14 protein-coding genes and 1 riboswitch are annotated in these 18,311 nt (G+C 37.6%); of the genes, 6 read left to right on the top strand and 8 right to left on the bottom strand.

Annotated elements, in window-relative coordinates:
* Positions 1-111: 111 nt before the first annotated feature.
* The 3 genes from DN393_RS19215 to DN393_RS19205 form a co-directional block, all read right to left on the bottom strand.
* Positions 112-1,860: a C40 family peptidase gene (locus DN393_RS19215; protein ID WP_088047783.1), complete on the bottom strand. Its 1,749-nt coding sequence runs from the start codon at positions 1,858-1,860 to the stop codon at positions 112-114.
* A gap of 210 nt (positions 1,861-2,070) precedes the next feature.
* A complete protein-coding gene (locus DN393_RS19210) occupies positions 2,071-2,955 on the bottom strand; it encodes a D-amino-acid transaminase (protein WP_081257338.1) in 885 nt (294 codons plus the stop codon).
* 649 nt (positions 2,956-3,604) lie between these two features.
* The gene (locus DN393_RS19205) at positions 3,605-5,533 is read right to left on the bottom strand and encodes an LTA synthase family protein (protein ID WP_064476167.1); all 1,929 of its coding nucleotides are present in this window, start codon (positions 5,531-5,533) and stop codon (positions 3,605-3,607) included.
* Positions 5,534-6,079: 546 nt separating this feature from the next.
* Here DN393_RS19205 and DN393_RS19195 point away from each other — a divergent pair.
* Together DN393_RS19195 and DN393_RS19190 are read left to right on the top strand one after the other, a co-directional pair.
* Positions 6,080-6,445 (top strand): YkvA family protein, encoded by a 366-nt coding sequence (locus DN393_RS19195; RefSeq protein ID WP_064476168.1) that lies wholly within the window; start codon positions 6,080-6,082, stop codon positions 6,443-6,445.
* 50 nt (positions 6,446-6,495) lie between these two features.
* Complete coding sequence (locus tag DN393_RS19190; RefSeq protein ID WP_064476169.1) at positions 6,496-6,987, top strand: metal-binding protein; 492 nt, start codon at positions 6,496-6,498, stop codon at positions 6,985-6,987.
* Positions 6,988-7,105: 118 nt separating this feature from the next.
* Here DN393_RS19190 and DN393_RS19185 read toward each other — a convergent pair whose 3' ends face one another.
* Complete coding sequence (locus tag DN393_RS19185; protein WP_064476170.1) at positions 7,106-7,423, bottom strand: magnetosome magnetite crystal formation protein family; 318 nt, start codon at positions 7,421-7,423, stop codon at positions 7,106-7,108.
* 284 nt (positions 7,424-7,707) lie between these two features.
* Here DN393_RS19185 and lldP point away from each other — a divergent pair, with 284 nt between their 5' ends.
* Together lldP and thiC are read left to right on the top strand one after the other, a co-directional pair.
* Positions 7,708-9,363, top strand: coding sequence for an L-lactate permease (lldP, locus tag DN393_RS19180; protein ID WP_088047785.1), 1,656 nt, complete (start codon positions 7,708-7,710; stop codon positions 9,361-9,363).
* Positions 9,364-9,434: 71 nt separating this feature from the next.
* Positions 9,435-9,550, top strand: a riboswitch (TPP riboswitch).
* A gap of 112 nt (positions 9,551-9,662) precedes the next feature.
* Positions 9,663-11,423, top strand: coding sequence for a phosphomethylpyrimidine synthase ThiC (gene thiC / locus DN393_RS19175; RefSeq protein ID WP_064476172.1), 1,761 nt, complete (start codon positions 9,663-9,665; stop codon positions 11,421-11,423).
* A gap of 253 nt (positions 11,424-11,676) precedes the next feature.
* Here thiC and DN393_RS19170 read toward each other — a convergent pair whose 3' ends face one another.
* The 3 genes from DN393_RS19170 to cydA form a co-directional block, all read right to left on the bottom strand.
* The gene (locus tag DN393_RS19170; protein WP_048560350.1) at positions 11,677-13,035 is read right to left on the bottom strand and encodes an arsenic transporter; all 1,359 of its coding nucleotides are present in this window, start codon (positions 13,033-13,035) and stop codon (positions 11,677-11,679) included.
* Positions 13,036-13,348: 313 nt separating this feature from the next.
* The gene (locus DN393_RS19165) at positions 13,349-14,374 is read right to left on the bottom strand and encodes a cytochrome d ubiquinol oxidase subunit II (protein ID WP_064476173.1); all 1,026 of its coding nucleotides are present in this window, start codon (positions 14,372-14,374) and stop codon (positions 13,349-13,351) included.
* Positions 14,367-15,722 carry a cytochrome ubiquinol oxidase subunit I gene (cydA, locus tag DN393_RS19160; RefSeq protein WP_064476174.1) on the bottom strand — a complete coding sequence of 452 codons (1,356 nt, stop codon included), beginning with the start codon at positions 15,720-15,722 and terminating at the stop codon, positions 14,367-14,369. The genes DN393_RS19165 and cydA overlap by 8 nt, the downstream gene beginning before the upstream one ends.
* A gap of 254 nt (positions 15,723-15,976) precedes the next feature.
* Here cydA and DN393_RS31625 point away from each other — a divergent pair, with 254 nt between their 5' ends.
* Both DN393_RS31625 and DN393_RS19155 read left to right on the top strand, forming a co-directional pair.
* Entirely contained in the window at positions 15,977-16,126 is a 150-nt protein-coding gene (locus tag DN393_RS31625; protein ID WP_000283173.1) for a hypothetical protein, read from the top strand.
* 91 nt (positions 16,127-16,217) lie between these two features.
* The gene (locus DN393_RS19155) at positions 16,218-17,303 is read left to right on the top strand and encodes a transcriptional regulator (RefSeq protein WP_149173768.1); all 1,086 of its coding nucleotides are present in this window, start codon (positions 16,218-16,220) and stop codon (positions 17,301-17,303) included.
* A gap of 55 nt (positions 17,304-17,358) precedes the next feature.
* On the opposite strand, the gene DN393_RS19150 is transcribed toward DN393_RS19155, so the two are convergent.
* Positions 17,359-18,243 carry a LysR family transcriptional regulator gene (locus DN393_RS19150; protein WP_064476176.1) on the bottom strand — a complete coding sequence of 295 codons (885 nt, stop codon included), beginning with the start codon at positions 18,241-18,243 and terminating at the stop codon, positions 17,359-17,361.
* Positions 18,244-18,311: the final 68 nt, after the last annotated feature.

The raw sequence follows: 18,311 nt of genomic DNA, 5'->3' as shown, positions 1-18,311 counted from the left end.
TGTAGAATATAGTGTATGAAATAGGGAAATAGATACACTATTTTTTCGGGGATATAGGTGACATATACTAAAAAGAGCCTTCTAGTAATCTAGAAGGCTCTAAAATATAACTTAAGGTGCTTTCGTATAACCTAAGAAGTGCTTACTCCAATAAGAATTGCTTAATGAAGCGATTGCGACACCTTTATCTCCAGATTGGATAAATGATCCGCCGCCAAGGTAAATACCCATATGAGAAGGACCTGCTTTATAAGTGTCTTTGAAATAAATTAAGTCACCTGGTTGTGGACTTGAAGTTTGTGGTAAGCTGCTCCAATATCCTGCAACACTTTGACGACTAATGTTATGACCAAATTTCTTAAATACGTGGTAGATGTAACCACTGCAGTCAACACCAGTAGCAGAAGTACCGCCCCAAACGTATGGTACACCTTGCATTGATTTTGCATATGCAAGTATGGAAGAACTATCACCACTATTATTGCCTGTATTATTGTTGTTATTGTTTTGATTGTTATTTTGGTTGTTGTTAGGCTTATTATCTACTGCGCCCCCAACCGGTGTTTTAGAAAGGTAACGTGTTCCGATGTAACCATTTTGACCGTTGTAGTTAATTTTGCTCCATCCAGAGTTTTCAGAGATTACTTGAACCTTCTGTCCTTGTGGAAGTGCCCCTATGATTCTATAATTTGTACCTTCGCCGCTACGTACGTTTAGTGCAGAAGCATTAATGTAGTAGTCACCAATTGCACCATGATTCGGTTGTTCAGGCTGTTTCGGTTGTTCAGGAGTAGCAGTGCCACCTTTAACGAATTTTACAAATTCGCTACTAACGAAGCCTGTTTTCCCTTGATAGTTTACTTTAAACCAACCGTTTTCAGATCCAACTACGTTTAATGTAGTACCATTTAACACGCCACCAATTACACTATGGTAAGCAGCAGGGCCTGTACGAACGCGTAGAGATGTTGCGTTAACAACGTAAGTACCACCAGTTTGAACAGTTACATTATTGTTTTGTTCTTGTTTGTTATCTTGGTTGTTACCTTGTGTAACGTTGTCGCTAGAACCGCCTTTTGTTACGTAGTCTTTGCTTACGTATGCAGTTTGTCCAGCGTAATTGATTTTGAACCAATCTTGAACTTCGCCAACTACTTGTACAACTTGTCCTTTTGTAACAGAAGCTACAGTTGTGTGAGAAGTGCTAGGACCTGTACGAACACGAAGGGAAGATACATTTACTGTATAGTTTCCGCTTGCTGGTTTTACAGATTCTTGGTTGTTATTATTCGTATTGTTGTTTGAAGAACCTGCATTAGAAGAAACACCAGATACGAATTCGCCACTTACATAGCCAACCTGTCCATTATGGTTGATTTTCACCCAACCATTTTCTTGACCAATTACGTTTAATGTTTGTCCTGCATATACACGTCCTGAAACAGAACTAGAAGTGTTCGGAGCAGTACGTACACGTAATACATCAGCAGTAACTTTATTGTTTCCACCTGTTGTACTTACATTGGAATTGCTTGCTCCATTTTTTGATACAAATTCGCCACTAACAAATCCTGTTTTCCCATTAATGTTAATTTTGAACCAACCATTTTCTTCGCCAATCACATTTAATGATTGACCGTTATAAACACGCGAGATGATATCGTGAGAAGTACTTGATCCTGCACGAACATGTAATACGCTAGTGTTTACCGTATAAGATGAGCTGTTTGATGCAGAAGCTTGGACAGTTGTAGCAGCTTTTTGTGTATTTTGTTCAGGGGCAGCTTGAACACTATCAAGTGTAGGTGCTGCTCCTCCTGCTACAGACACTGCCGCAAGACCGGCAAGGTATTTTTTCATAATTTGTCGATTCCTTTCTGTCTGTAATGTAGTGAAGAAATATTTACCAACTGTTAAAAATTCTAAAGAGCATGTCGATTACTGTCAAGACTTATGCGGTAATCTGAATATGACAAAAAGATTACAAAAAAAAATCAAGGCATAAATCTATACCTTGATTTCCATTTAAATACATATATTGAATGTAGAAAGGTTAGAAATTATACGTGTTTAAGAAGATGACATATTGGATTGTAACAAGCTTTGAGAAAATGATCTTTGCAGAATTTTTGTGATAGGGCCAACTTGACCATCTTGAATTGCAGTTCCATCAAGGTGAGTCATCGGCAAAATTTCAATCGTCGTTCCTGTAAAGAAGCATTCATCTGCTTGATAAACATCACGAATGCTGAAAAGTTCTTCTTGTACCGGAATGCGAAGGGTTTTCGCTAAAGAAAGGACATATTGACGAATGATTCCATTTAAAATAAGGTGATTGGCTGGATGTGTATAGAGAGTTCCGTTTTTTATGAGAAAGAAATTAGAACAGCTGCCCTCAGTTACGGTACCATTTCGTACGAAAAGGGCCTCTTTACAACCTTTGCGTTCAGCTTTCGTAGCAGCTAATACATTTGGTAATAAATTTAATGATTTGATATCACAGCGTAGCCAGCGTGTATCTGGTTCTGATATAGCACGTACACCATATTCAATCCATAACGCTGGTCTTTCTTTCTTTGTAATATAGGCATAGATTGTCGGAGGGACGTCATATGAGAATGTATGGGTACGAGCTTGTACACCACGAGATACTTGTAAATAAATCGTTCCATCCTCGTGGAAATTATTATTTTCGATTAGTTTATAGAGTAGGATAATCAGTTCTGCTTTTGAGAAAGGGAGTGTTAATTCTATTTCTTCCATGGAGCGATATAATCTTGTGATATGCGGATCTAATAAGTGAAAGTTCCCTTTATATAAGCGAATAACTTCGTAGACACCATCTCCAAACTGCAAGCCTCTTTCTTCAAAATCTATGTACGCGTGATGTTTTGTTGTATCAATAACTGCATCATTCCATAGTACAAATTTTTCGTATGCCAATTTTCGTCCCATCCTTTCGTAAGTGCATAAGTAAAATGAAGCTTTAATTCGTTTGGTCTGTGTACAAATAGCGGAATAAAGTCCTTATAGTAATTTTTATGTGAGTAATTCTTTACATATGACGTATATGTATTTGTAAATGGTAGAGAAGTAGTAATGATTTACCCCGCTATTTGTGGGCAGTAAAACTCCTGTTAAAAATTCGGCTGGAGTAAAGAAGTGAAGTGGGCGAATAACGGCCCGTAAATGCCCGATTGGTGAGGGCTGATTAAAGTTTCACTTTTACAGCATTTTGTATATACAAATTCGAAAATGAGAAATAAGAATCCTGCTTTTGAATAAAAAAAAGCAACATTCTTATGGAATGCTGCACAAGGAGGGTAGCTATCTTTCATAGGGACATCGTCTTATTGAATGTTTTGTGTATGGAAACAAAACACATTGAAAGACAATTATAAGAAAGTAGAAATAAACGATTCAAATATTTCTTTAAGGGATCTTATTACAGATGAGAGATAAGAAATATAGAGAACCTCGTTTACATATTTTATTATAGAGATGTTTCATTAATTCTATGTGAATATTTGGTAAAGGTTATGTAATGTTAAAGTTAATGAATATAAGTGATTGTATGGAGAAATATAAAAAAAAGAGGCTGAGATTACTCAGCGCTCTTCTTTTCTTCTTTAATAGCCGTCTTTACTTCACCAGTTTTGGTCTTGTTACTTTCAGAGAAGCGAAGTAAGTCACCTTCAATGATTTTGTCAGACATGTTCAATTCATTTTGGGCACGATCAATGAGTGGTTGAGATTCTTCTTTTGGTAATTGTACAACTTCGCCAGTATTACGGTCGTAGAATGTACTGTTCGTGTACATGTACTTATCTGTAACGAAGCTACCGTCACGAAGAACAACGAATCCTTTATTGTCTGGTGAGAATACATCATGACCGAATTGAACTTGATTCGTAGAATCTACACCAAGTAAGTTTAGAATTGTTGGTTTAATGTCAATTTCACCAGTTGGTTTTGAAATTGTTTTACCTTCTTTTTGACCTGGAACGTGAATAAACATCGGTGTTTTTTGTAAGTTCATATGGTCAAATGTAGTGATTTCTTCTTTTCCTAAGAACTGTGCCATTGCACGGTTATGGTTTTCAGAAATACCGTAGTGATCACCGTAGAATACGATAACTGAGTTGTCGTAAATACCTTCTGCTTTTAGACGCTCAATAAAGTGTTTCATTGCTTCGTCTAAATAGCGAGCAGTTACCATGTAACGGTCAAATACGCCATCACCAGAATTGTATTCATCGATTAATTTCGTACTGTCATCATAAGTGAATGGGTAATGGTTTGTTAAAGTAAGGAAGCGAGTATAGAACGGTTGCTTCACTTCTTTTAACATATCGATAGATTGATCGAAGTATTCGATATCTTTTAATCCCCAATTTAATTTCGTTTCTGGCGTAATCTTGTAGTCAAGCTCGTTGTAATAACGATCATAACCAAGTGCCGGATACATAATGTTACGGTTCCAGAATGTTGCGTTGTTCGCGTGGAATACTGATGTGTGGTATCCTTGCTCACGTAAAATTTCTGGAGTTGCTGTATATTCGTTATTACCGTGTGTGAAGAATACAGCACCACGGTCTAGTGGATACATTGAAGTATCTACTAAGAATTCAGCATCAGATGTTTTTCCTTGCCCAGTTTGATGGAAGAAGTTATCAAAGTAATAACTTTCTTTCGTAAATTGGTTTAAGAATGGTGTAACTTCTTGTCCGTTAACTGTTGCACCAATTAAGAATGTTTGTAATGACTCAAGAGAGACAACAATTACGTTTTTCCCTTTTGCAGTACCAAACATATTTGGATCTGGTTTGCTTTGCGTTGTTTTTACGTAGTTTTCTGTTTCCTGTAATTTACTACCGTCAGCAAAAGCTTTTTGTGAACTTGATTTTGCTTGTAAGCCAAGATCATATACTTGGTGTACATATAAACCTAAGTTTTTAACAAGCATAACGCGGTCGAATGAGCGTGTTAATAGTTCAGGACGCTCAGCTTCTGCAAGTCCTAAGTTTGCGAAGAAAATAGCAACTGTTGACACGAAGTATAGGGAACGCATTGGGCGTGCTACACGCTCTGTCGGTGCAAAATTCTTCATCTTCTTCAATAAAATGAAGAATACAATAATATCAGCAAATGCAAGGATAATTTTGTAGTTAAACAATTCTTTCACACTAGAACCTAAACTTCCAAAGTTAGATGTTTGTCCTAGTACTGGTAAAGTAACGAAGTCATTGTAGAATCCGTAGAACATTACGTTACCAACAAGAACGATTGTTAAAACAAAATTAATTCCAAGTGCTATATAGTTACGTTTTTTCCCTTTTGCAAATAATGCAAGACCAACAAGCAGTAATGATGCTGCTAATGGACTAAGGAATAAAATGAATTCTTGCATGAAAGATTCAAGTTTTAAATCAAAGCTTGTGCGTGTAATAAGGTACGTCTTTAGCCATAAAGCTAAAGCTACGAATACAGTGAAACGCACATTTTGAAATTGTGATTTCAAGGTTTCTTTCATTCATTTCCACCCTTTCTCTATCAGGCTTGGTCGATTTTGGAGCGAAAAATGCTAAAATAAAAAATACATAGTTTTCTTGGCCATAATTAGAGGTTCTATATTCACCCATATACGACTATAACTATGCATACCCTTTTGGTTTCTTGTGTTGCTCATAAGCATAACGTCATTTCTGTATTATACAACAAAATTCATTTCTGAGAAACACTATAACATTTTACATTTTTTGTATAAGATTTGTCACTACCAGAGAAAACTTTAACATTCGTTTTTATGTCCGTCAACTAGAAAATATAACAAAGGTAGAGCAGAATGTTAAGTGAAAGTGAAAATTTTCTTTGTTGAGAAATAAGAAATGACAATGGGTAAGCGGCTATCTAGAAACCTATTATATGATGAGAAATATGTAAAAATTAACGAACACTTGTTCTTTTTTCGTTTGTTTGTTACAATGAAAGTTCATTGATAGATTATGTGTAATTTTGATGAACTTTTACTGATAACATATTGTAGCTTATTTCTTTTAAAAAATAGGGAGGCTTTTACATGGAACAAAAATTTTCAGTTGAAGCGTTTTGGAAGAAAGCAAAACATGTTGCAAAGCAAGCAGGACAGTCGGTTATTTATGCAAGTTTATTATTGTTTTACGTTTTGCAAAGACCTGATGTTCCAAAGCGAGTGAAAATTATTGTGATTGGAGCACTTGCTTATTTTATTGCACCAATTGATGCCATCCCAGATTTTATTGCTGGAGTTGGTTATACAGATGATTTAGGGGCGTTAATGGCTGCTCTATTACAAACGTCGTTATACGTCAATGAAGAGGTGAAAGATAAGGCACGAGTGAAGTTGGCAGAATGGTTTGGTTCGGATATAGACACATCCTTTATCGATCAGAAATTAGATCAATAGGTGAGAACTGTCATATGGTGACAGGGCGAACGTAAGCGAGGAAGTGCATTATGCCATCAGGAAGAACGCATACGAAAATAAACTTAATATCCCTTCCGGTTGTTTTGTTTATGCTCTTTTCGTATGGATTAACAAACTTGGATTTTTTATTAACTTTTGCAATTGGCTTTTTAGTAGGTACTTCATTTTTAACGCCGGATTTAGATACATATAGTAATGCGTATAATAAATGGGGATTCCTACGTATATTTTGGTATCCGTATAAGAAGGTCATGCCGCATCGCTCCTTCTTTACACATACAATTATACTTGGTGATGTGATTCGTATTGCATACATGTTAATTGTGTTTTCTCCGTTTTTATTCCTATTAAATGTAATCGCGCTTGATGGGAATTTAATAGAAATTGCGAAGGAACATGAGGTTGAAATTGTAACGTTCTTAATGGGAATTGTTGTGGCAAGCACGCTTCACATTATAGCGGATAAAGTGAATACGCGCCGCAAAAAAATGATGAGAAAAAAGAAGAAACGCAGAAGATAAAAAAACCGTCCCAAAAGGTATTTTGGGACGGTTTTTTTCTTATTAAAAGATTGTCGTATCGCCGATAAAATTTCATTTATTATGATGCGTGCTGTTTTAATCAAACGTTTGTTTAAACTTAAGCTTTCAGCACTTTAATACCTTTTACGATGTTCCAAATGAAGTAGTATAAGCTAATAATGCCGCAAATACATAAGACAATTATTGCTCCAATTCCAAGTGTTACGTCTGGTTGATCCGATCCGATACCCATAATTCCTAAAATAGTTACGCCAATGAATGTAGCGATACTTGGAATAATGTGTGTCCATAGAGCACGTTTTGCATGTGGTTTTGTTTCAGCATCGCCTACAATCCACACAATAATAGGGAATAAGATAGGGGCAAATAATACACTAAAGTAAGATAAAGCTGCTAATATTTTGTTTCCGTTCATATATATCACCTCATAAATAATGTCCGTTGCTATACTATTATTATGCAATAGTTTTGGCAAGCTTACTATCGATGAACATTACAAGAACGTGACGATTTTGTAAGATTTTCTAGTGAAATAATAAAATTTTCAAAAAAATCTTTTTAAATGAAAATTGTTGTGATAGAATTAATGAAAACGTTTTCTTGGACGTTTTTTTATTTTAGGTTTAAAGGTATGATGACCTGATAGTCTATTGATGAGGTTATTCTATTTAAAAGGGGATTCTTTAGGGGGAGAGAACAATGAACACATGGACACAAGTTTATGATCCGTTCGGAAACATTTGGATTTCGGCAGCGGTCGCACTTATTCCGATTATCTTTTTTTTCTTAGCTTTAGCAGTTTTCCGCATGAAGGGGTATGTGGCAGGATTTATTACAGTTGTACTTACAATTTTAGTGGCGTTATTCGCTTATAAGATGCCGTTCACGATGGCGATGGCAGCGACGGGATATGGTTTCTTATACGGACTATGGCCAATTGCTTGGATTATCATTATGTCGGTATTTTTATATAAAATATCTGTGAAAACAGGTCAATTCGATGTGATTCGTGCATCTGTATTATCAATTACAAATGACCATCGTTTACTCGTTATTTTAATCGGTTTTTCATTTGGAGCATTTTTGGAAGGGGCAGCAGGATTTGGTGCACCAGTAGCGATTACCGCAGCGCTTCTTGCAGGTCTTGGGTTAAATCCTTTATATGCAGCGGGTCTTTGTTTAATCGCAAATACGGCACCAGTAGCGTTCGGAGCGATGGGAATTCCGATTACAGTTGCTGGACAAGTAACAGGTATTGATCCACATAAAATTGGACAAATGGCTGGACATCAATTACCGTTTCTATCATTATTTGTTCCGTTCTTTATCGTATTTTTAATGGATGGATTTAAAGGAGTAAGACAAACATGGCCAGCTCTATTTGTAGCCGGTAGCTCATTTGCAATTACGCAATTCATTACAGCGACGTTCTTAGGGCCAGAACTTCCGGATATTACGTCAGCACTTGTAAGTTTAGTGAGTTTATCGCTATTCTTAAAAGTTTGGCAGCCGAAAGAAATCTATCAGTCTAAAGAAGCAAATAGTGAAGTAGCAGCAACGGCGATATCTATGCCGAAACTAACGGTAGGAAAAGTAGTAAAAGCATGGTCTCCATTCATTATTTTAACTGTGATGGTAGTCATTTGGAGCCAAAGTTTCTTTAAAGCGTTATTTGCTTCAGGTGGTGCTTTGGAAAGCCTTGTGTTTAAGTTTGAAGTTCCAGGCTTACACAATTTAGTAATGAAAGCAGAGCCAATTGTAAATAAACCGACGCCTTATGAAGCAATCTTGAAATTAGATATTTTATCAGCGACGGGAACAGCCATTTTAATTGCTTGTATCATTTCTATCTTTATTTTGAAAATGAGTGCAAAAGATGCAGTAGTAACATTTAAAGAAACGTTACATGAGCTTAAGATGCCAATTCTGTCTATCGGATTCGTATTAGGATTCGCGTTTATCGCAAACTATTCTGGTCTATCTTCTACATTAGCATTAGCACTTGCAGGCACTGGAGGACTATTCCCGTTCTTCTCACCATTCCTAGGCTGGATCGGTGTATTTTTAACAGGATCCGATACGTCAGCAAATGCACTGTTCTCGAATTTACAAGCGATTACAGCGCAGCAAGTCGGTGTATCTGAAGTACTTCTCGTTGCAGCAAATACAACGGGCGGTGTAACAGGAAAAATGATTTCTCCGCAATCAATTGCGATTGCTTGTGCGGCAGTTGGACTTGCTGGAAAAGAATCAGATTTATTCCGCTTTACAGTGAAGCATAGTTTATTCTTCGTAATTATTGTTGGTATTATGACGTATGTACAGGCATATTATTTAACGTGGATGATTCCATAAACAACAAAAGAAATAAACTTTGCATTTTTCAGATTATCGTGTATGATGGGAAAGTATTGAAAATTAAATCAGTGATAAACTAGGGGTGCCTAACGTATGCGTAGGCTGAGAGAGAAGCGTGTGAACTTCTTAACCCTTTGGACCTGATCTGGCTCGTACCAGCGTAGGGAAGTTAACGGCTTTACATAATGATGTCTTTATGAGCCAGGTCCTTATTTTTTTATGGACCTGGCTCTTTTTATTTTGGCATACGCTGGCCATATCTCGTCCTTGTCACGTACAGGGGGGCAACAAAGGTTATGAAACAGTCTGTTTCAGCTGAGCAAATTGAATTGAAATCGAGTTTACCAGGAAGTAAGAAAGTGTATGTGGATGGACCACGCGCGGGTATGAAAGTGCCGATGCGCGAGATTGAACAAAGCGAAACGAACGGTATTCCGAATTCGCCAATTCGTGTATATGATACGAGCGGTCCTTATACAGATCCTGCTTATAAAGTGGAACTGGAAAAGGGGCTGCAGGCGCCGCGCCACTCTTGGATCCTGGAGCGCGGAGATGTAGAAGCATACGAAGGGCGCGAAGTAAAACCAGAGGATGACGGTGTGAAAGTGGCTTTGAAACATACGCCTGTTTTCCCGCAAATGGATCGTCAGCCGCTTAGAGCAAAGCATGGTGCAAATGTTACGCAAATGCATTATGCACGTAATGGTATCATTACGTCTGAGATGGAATATGTTGCGATTCGTGAAGGAGTAGAGCCTGAGTTTGTTCGTAAGGAAATCGCGGAAGGTCGTGCCATTTTACCAGCGAATATTAACCATCCGGAAGCAGAACCGATGATTATCGGCCGTAACTTTCACGTGAAGGTCAATGCAAATATCGGAAACTCTGCTGTATCTTCTTCAATTGCAGAAGAAGTAGAGAAGATGACGTGGGCAACGCGTTGGGGTGCGGATACGATTATGGATTTATCTACAGGTAAAAATATTCATACGACGCGTGAGTGGATTATTCGTAACGCGCCTGTACCAGTTGGGACTGTACCGATCTATCAAGCGCTTGAAAAGGTAAACGGAATTGCAGAAGATTTAACGTGGGAAGTGTATCGTGATACGTTAATTGAGCAAGCTGAGCAAGGTGTTGATTACTTTACGATTCACGCGGGCGTATTACTTCGTTACATTCCGATTACTGCAAAGCGTACGACAGGTATCGTTTCACGTGGTGGTTCAATTATGGCACAGTGGTGTTTATTCCATCATAAAGAAAACTTCTTATACACTCATTTTGAAGAGATATGTGAAATTATGAAGCAGTACGACGTTTCGTTCTCTCTTGGAGATGGATTACGTCCAGGTTCGATTGCAGATGCAAATGACGAAGCACAGTTTTCTGAGCTTGAAACACTTGGTGAATTAACGAAGATTGCTTGGAAACATGATGTGCAAGTGATGATTGAAGGGCCTGGGCATGTACCGATGCATTTAATTAAAGAGAATATGGAGAAAGAGCTTGATATTTGTCAGGGCGCGCCGTTCTATACACTTGGGCCGTTAACGACAGATATTGCACCAGGTTATGACCATATTACATCGGCAATTGGAGCGGCGATGATTGGCTGGTTTGGAACGGCGATGCTTTGTTATGTAACGCCGAAAGAACATTTAGGTTTACCGAATAAAGATGATGTTCGCACGGGGGTTATTACGTACAAAATCGCTGCACATGCAGCTGATCTTGCGAAAGGGCACAAAACGGCTCATCAGCGTGATGATGCACTTTCAAAAGCTCGCTTTGAATTCCGTTGGCGCGATCAATTTAATTTATCTTTAGACCCTGAACGTGCGATGGAATATCACGATGAAACATTGCCAGCAGAAGGCGCGAAAACGGCTCATTTCTGTTCAATGTGTGGACCGAAGTTTTGTAGTATGAGAATTTCACATGATATTCGTGAATATGCAAAAGACAATGATTTAGAAACGACAGAAGCAATTGAAAAAGGGATGAAAGAGAAAGCGAAAGAATTTAAAGACACTGGTAGTCATTTATACCAATAATACGTTACACCTCTTTACTTGATTGATCACACTGTAGTACCTAACTTAAATATAGAAGAAGCCCCCTTTGCTAAGACGGTAGCAAAGGGGGCTTCTGTTGTTTATCCCGCTTTAATGGGCAGTAAGACCCCCAACTCAAAATTCAGCGAAAGCAAAGAAGTTAGGTGGGGGATCAACTGCCCATAAAAGTCCGATTGGTTCAACTAATAATCAGTGGGGGATGAAGAAAACCCCCACTGATTAAAGTTTCACTTTATAAGGCGAAGAAAAGGTGTACCCAGTAGTATAAGAGGAATAATGTGACGACTGTTGTGAGAGGAATAACGATAAGGGATACACTTAAATAGTCTTTCCATTTTACTTTAATTTTGTTTTGTTTCAGGATATACATCCAAATGAGGGAAGCTAACGTACCGATTGGTAATAATAGTGAACCGATGTCACTACCAATAATGTTTGCCAGGTAGATAGTTTTTAATGTGACTGGGTCTAGTCCCATTTCTGTTAATGTGATTGTACCAATCATAAGTGCAGGATGGTTATTGAAGACGTTAGAGAGGAGAGAAACGAGTCCTCCCATTGCAAAGCTAGCATAGAGTAGATGTTGACTTACAACTGGTTCAAGCCAATTTACAAGCACCGTTGTTAACCCTGCGTTGTGAAGCCCGTAAATAATTACATACATAGAGAATGCGAAAATTAAAATGTGCCACGGTGTCTTTTTTAAAATGTCGACAGGGTTTGTTCGTAAGTAGTACCATCTCCAGATGAGAAGAACGAGTGAACCGAGTACGGCAACAATTTCGATTGGGATGGATAAGAAGGATGCAACGAAAAGTAGACAGCGCATAAGGAAGACGAAACCTAATACTTTTAGCATGAATTTTGTCCGTTTTTGTTTCGTATCAACAGAATTTTTTCCTTTTAACGGATGGAAGTTTTTCGTGAAGAACATTTCTTCGATATCATATGAAGAAACAGGTAATTTCTCTGGTAGTTTTTTCTTTAAAACTGTGTACATAAGCCATGACATAAATAATAATCCTAATGTTGCAGGTACAAACATCATAGCAGTATGCATATAAAGAGTCATATTCACAATATTTAATGCGATTAAGTTTACGATATTACTTACACCAATGGGGGCACTAGAGGCAGTGGCGATTAAAGCACCACTTAATAAATAAGGGATTTGTTGATGAGGTTTTAATTTAAGGTTTCTCAGTAGTAAAATTAGGATTGGAGTTGTAATTAAAATACTACCGTCGTTATTAAATAAAAGAGTCATAAGAAAACATAATAATTGAATATACCAGTATAAACGGCGACCGGAGCCTTTTGCTAAGTTTGCAAGTTTTGCTGCGGACCAGTGGAAGAAGCCGAAGCTTTCTAATATAACCGCCATAACGATGGTCGCTAATATTGTTATGGAGGCACCGCCAATTTTACTGATAATGTCCATGACGTCTGGCTTTGATACAAGTCCAGTAATCAGGATAATGCCAGCACCAATTGCTGCTGGCCACGCCTCATTTAAGCCACGAGGCCGCCAAAAGACAACAATCATTGTTAAGAAGAATACAATAATAGTAATCCATATTTCAATGCTCATATTTTGCCTACCTTTCTATTTTCCCTTGAACAAATGTAGCTTGTCTCAAGTTTGTATTGATAGTATATTCAGCAAAAAATAAGAAGAACTAGACATATAATGGAATAAAGCCAATATGTGTTTTTCAAGCTAAAGGACAAGTGTCACGAATAGTGAAATAACTATTGTGAGAGGAGTCTATAAATTGTTGGGGGCAGTAAGATAGTAAATGAAATTTTCATCAGTGATTTTTGAAATATATCAACTTATCGACAAAACATGAAAAAAGGAGTCCATCCCAAAATGCCTTTTGGAACAGACTCCCCCGAATATATTATTTTTCCTTCAAAAAAGTTCGATCCTTCAAGAATAAATTCCAGAAGAAAATAAATCCTGGTAGTAAAATTGCGATTCCAATTGCGTATAGGATAAGCAATGCATAGAATGTTTCTGGCGTTGTAAAACTTGTAAATACAGTTACATCAGGATAAATAATATAAGGTAAATGCGCGACACCGTAAGCGTAACTTGCAAATGCATATTGAGCGACGACTGCTAAAACGGCAATGCGAGGGTATCCTAGTGTGCCATACTTCTTGTTTGTCCACCAAAGAGAAGAGTATCCGATAACGAATAAAACGATAGAAACTGTAAACCATGGGAATTGCTTTATGAGTCCTTGCATAAGCCAGTGTGTTTCCGGATCCATTACAACGAGGGCGATAATTGCCGTAACGAGTGTTGCAGGACCGAGGATGATGGCGTTTCTTCTATAAACTCTATACGAATCTTCTGAACCTTGCTCTCTCGCAAAATCTGCGAGAAAGAGAGAGGAGAGAAATAGTTCCGAAGTTAGCCCAAAGAGCATATAGCAGTAGATAACTGGGCTAGAAAGAAGTTTTCCATACAGGAGTACTTCTTTTCCTTCAGTCATTGTAATATAAGCCCCCTCTGTAACGGGTAACACGGTAATTAATAAGGCTGGAATTAAGAGCCCAGTAATACCTGAAATAACCCGAAGGAGGAATTGATACTTTGGCAGAGAGTAAGCAAATACCATGAATGTACTGCGAATTGCAATGAGTATTAAAATTAACATAACTGGCACGAACATCACTGTCGCAAGGGTGAAAGCAGCTTTCGGAAAGAAACCGAGAAAAGCGACAACGACAAAGACGAGAAATGTATTTGTTACTTCCCAAGTGGGTGATAAGTATCGATTGGCAAGCTTGGCAGCAAGCGTTGGATGTTTTGCGTATACCATGCCCCAAAAACCTGCTCCAAAATCAATGGACCCTAATATACTATATACGAAAATAAGAGCCCATAAGATGATGATTGCAATACTTTCCTCATGCACGAGAATCGCCTCCTTCGTGATGTAAATCATTTGTAAGCGGATGTTTCTTAAAGAATGTCCGTAGTACAAAAACTGTTAAAATGCCGAGTCCAATATATAAAATGATGAATAGAATAAATAAAGGACCGACAAAATCAGCGCGTGTAGAAGCGTCGACTGTCCGTTGCATACCATAAATTGTCCACGGTTGACGACCACTACAGCTGAAAATCCATCCGAATTCAATACCGAGCATCATAATTGGTCCACATGCGGCAGCTCCCCAAAGAAGCCACTTCGGTAATTCTGCACCTTTTTTTCGGTAAACAAAGTACCAATATAAGAGGGCGATTGCTGCAACTGCAAAAGTAAAGGCAGCAGTGCCGACCATTAAGTTGAATAGTGTATGTGTGTAAAATGGTGGCCATGTTTCTTGTGGGAATTCCTTTAGTCCTTTTACGACGGTGCTAGGGTCGAGTCCCACTAATAGGCTAAGCATGTTCGGAATTTCTAGTGCATAGTTTAGTTCAAGTGTGTTAGGATCTACAACTCCGCCAATTGATAACGGTGCATGTGATGTCGTTTCAAATAAAGCTTCAGCAGATGCAAGTTTTTCAGGGGAATGCTTATGTAAGGCAATCGCCGATTCGTGTCCCGAAAGCCACATCGTAGCACCTGTAATAAATGTCACGACGAGTCCTAACAGTAGTCCTTTTTTATGATACGCTACTTCACGTTCACTTAAATTCTTCTTTAATAATTTAAATCCAGCGATAGAGGCAATGACGGCAGCTCCAGTTGCGTAGGCTGTAATCACAACATGGAATGCGCTTGTGCCAAAACTCGGATTAAAGAAAGCTTTCCATGGATCAACGTTAAAAACTGATCCATCTGGTCCCATTGAAAAGCCTGCGGGTGTATTCATCCATGTATTTGCTGATGTAATAAGCACGGCAGATGCCGTGGCACCAATCATGACGAAGAATAGCGAGATTAATCTCATGAATGGAGGTAGTTTGTCAGCTGCATATACATAAATAGACATGAACAAAGCCTCTAAAAAGAAGGCGAAAATCTCAATTTGAAAGGGAACAGAAATAACCTGTCCAACAATTTTGGCAAAACCAGGCCAAAGAAGTGAGATTTGCACACCAACAATTGTTCCAGTTGGAATTGCTACACCGAGAAGGATGGCAAAAGCCTTCGTCCATCTTTTCGCCATAATGGCGTAATCGGAATCTTTCTTCCAGTGATAGAGTATTTCACTTATAAAAATCATTAATGAAAGTCCGACACCAAGTGTTGCAAAGATAATGTGGAATGCTAATGAAGAACCAAAAAATGCTCTTGCTAATGTTACCGTATCCATATGTAAACTCCTCTTCTTTTTGCCATTATTTTCTGATTGAATTGGAAGATTTATTCAAAAAAACTACCAAAAATATATATGTATTTAAAAAGTGGATATGGTAATATAATGTTTGAATATTCTAAATAGAAAGAAGTTAATTTTTAATAATATTTTGTTTGTTTTTTAGTAAGGAATATTTTATAATCTTTTATGCGAACATAAGTTCTGTTTTTCAAGGTGAAGAAGTTTATGTGAAATGGAGAGGATGTTTTATGTATCCTGAAGTCATTAAAAAGATGGCATTTTCAAAAGAGCATAGAGATTTATTATTGAAGCTGTATAATAAAGAGATTACGCGTCGTGAATATGATCGACTTGTGGCATCGCTATATAGACCTTCTAAAGAGGCTTGTGAGGGATAGAGGCACGGGAGACAATCTAATAGATTGTCTTTTTTAATTTTACGTATGTTCTGGTAAAATTAAGGCTAGCCTTATTAGGGAGGTGAAAAGATTGCGGAAACGTTTATATATAGGGATTGGAGTTATTCTCTTAATCGCTTTAGGTGGCATTGTATTTTGGTCAGCTATACAAGGAAACCGTACAGAACATTTTATTTTAAGACATATGGTGAATGAAAATGGGACGCTTGCCACATATCGTTTAGCGGATACAAAGGCAGGTACGGGTGAAGCGAAAGGCCGTGAAGCTTTATCGGAATCAGCAGGACTATGGCTACAATATACATTGGATAAAGACGATCAAGCGTTATTCGATGAACAAGTTAAGGTTATTCAAAATAGCTTTGTACATAAGGATCATATTGTTATATGGAAAATCTCTGAAAAGGGAGAAATGCAGTCAGCTACAAATGCACTTATAGATGATCTTCGTATTATAGAACAATTATATCGTGCTTATGATATGTACAAGGAAGAGCGTTATAAAAATTTGGCAGATCAATTGAGTGACGCTGTAATTCGTTATAATAGGAAAGATAATTATTACGTTGATTATTATGATGCAGATGCAGGTAAACAAAATAATTTTGCAACTACATCATACATAAATCCACACGCATTCTCGTATATGAAAAAGTACGGCAAAGTTTCTGCTCAGCAATATCAGGAAGGCGTTCAATTTTTAGCGGATTATCCAAGGCATGGCTGGGCATTCCCAAAAGAGTATAAAGAAGATGGTACATTTACGTACGATAAAGAAGTAAATCTTATTGACCAATCATACGTTGCATATCATCGAAGTTTAGGTGGCCTTTCATCAGATGCTTATTTGGAATTTATCAAGAAGAAGTTCCAGAAGGATGGAAAGCTATACGGTCGTTACAATTTAGAAACGGGAAAACAAACTGTGAATTATGAATCGCCAGCCGCATACGGACTAACGATCTTGTACGTACTACAAACAGGTGATACAAAGTTTGCAAAGGAATTATATGATCATATGGCCACATTCCGAAATGACAATATATTTAGTAGATATTACGGTGGATATGTAACAGGTGAAAATAATAATACGCATATTTTCGATAACGTATTGCCGCTTTTAGCGGAAATGGAATTGGAGAAGAGTAAGAAATAAAAGGTGTCACCCTTTGGGGGTGGCACCTTTTATTTTTTACTAAGTCAATATAATTTTACGTTCTAATATTGGAGAAGTAGTCAATTACGAATTTACGGAATTGTTGAGCGGTTTTTGATAAGTAGCGTTTCTTCGACCAACTTAATCCGATAGTTCTCTCGCAATGCGGTTCAATAATACGTAACTTATTTAATGCTAAAGTAGAGTTTTTTAATAAAGTTAAACTTGGGACAAAGGCGATGCCGAGACCTTGCTTAATAAGGTCGCTAATCACGGTCGGTTCATCTACTTCAAAAGCAATATGTGGAGTGAAGCCAGCTTCTTTACAAAATTCATCCGTTAAGTGCCGAAATCCGTAACCAGTGTTCATACTAATAAATGGTTCGTCTTTTACTTCATGCAGATGGATACTTTCGCGTCCTGATAAACGATGACCTGAAGGGACAACTAAGAAAATTTCTTCTGTAATAAGTGGTTCCCACATAATTTCCTCGGCTTCAATTGGCACAGAAGAAATGCAAAAGTCAATTTCTATATTATCTAGTTGTCGCTTCATAGAAGGAGTAGATGCGAGAAATTGTTGGAATCGAACGTTAGGATGTTCTAGTAAAAAAGAACCGAGTAGTTCTGGTAATATTCTCGGAATAGAAACGGCCAGTGTAATAGAGCATTGTTGTAATTCAGCTAAATCTTTAATTTCTCGTTCGCCTTCACTTAATTCATGAAAAATGCGCTCTACTCGTTTTAAAAATACTTTCCCAAAAGAGTTTAATGTAATCTGTCGGCCTTGGCGATCAAATAGCGGGACGCCTAAGTCCTTTTCTAATCTAGCGATTGTTTTGCTAAGTGAAGGTTGTGCGATATGCAGTTCTTCAGCGGCTTTTGTCATATGTTCTAATCGTGCGACTGTCTGAAAGTATTTTAATTGAAGAAGTTCCATTTTGACTCTCCTTTCTATAGACCAAAAGGAATGAATTGATAATTAAAGATGTATTATACAGTATGAAA

The sequence above is a fragment of the Bacillus sp. BPN334 genome, from assembly GCF_008368885.1.
Taxonomy (GTDB): domain Bacteria; phylum Bacillota; class Bacilli; order Bacillales; family Bacillaceae_G; genus Bacillus_A; species Bacillus_A wiedmannii.
This window is presented reverse-complemented; position numbering and strand designations above follow the sequence as displayed.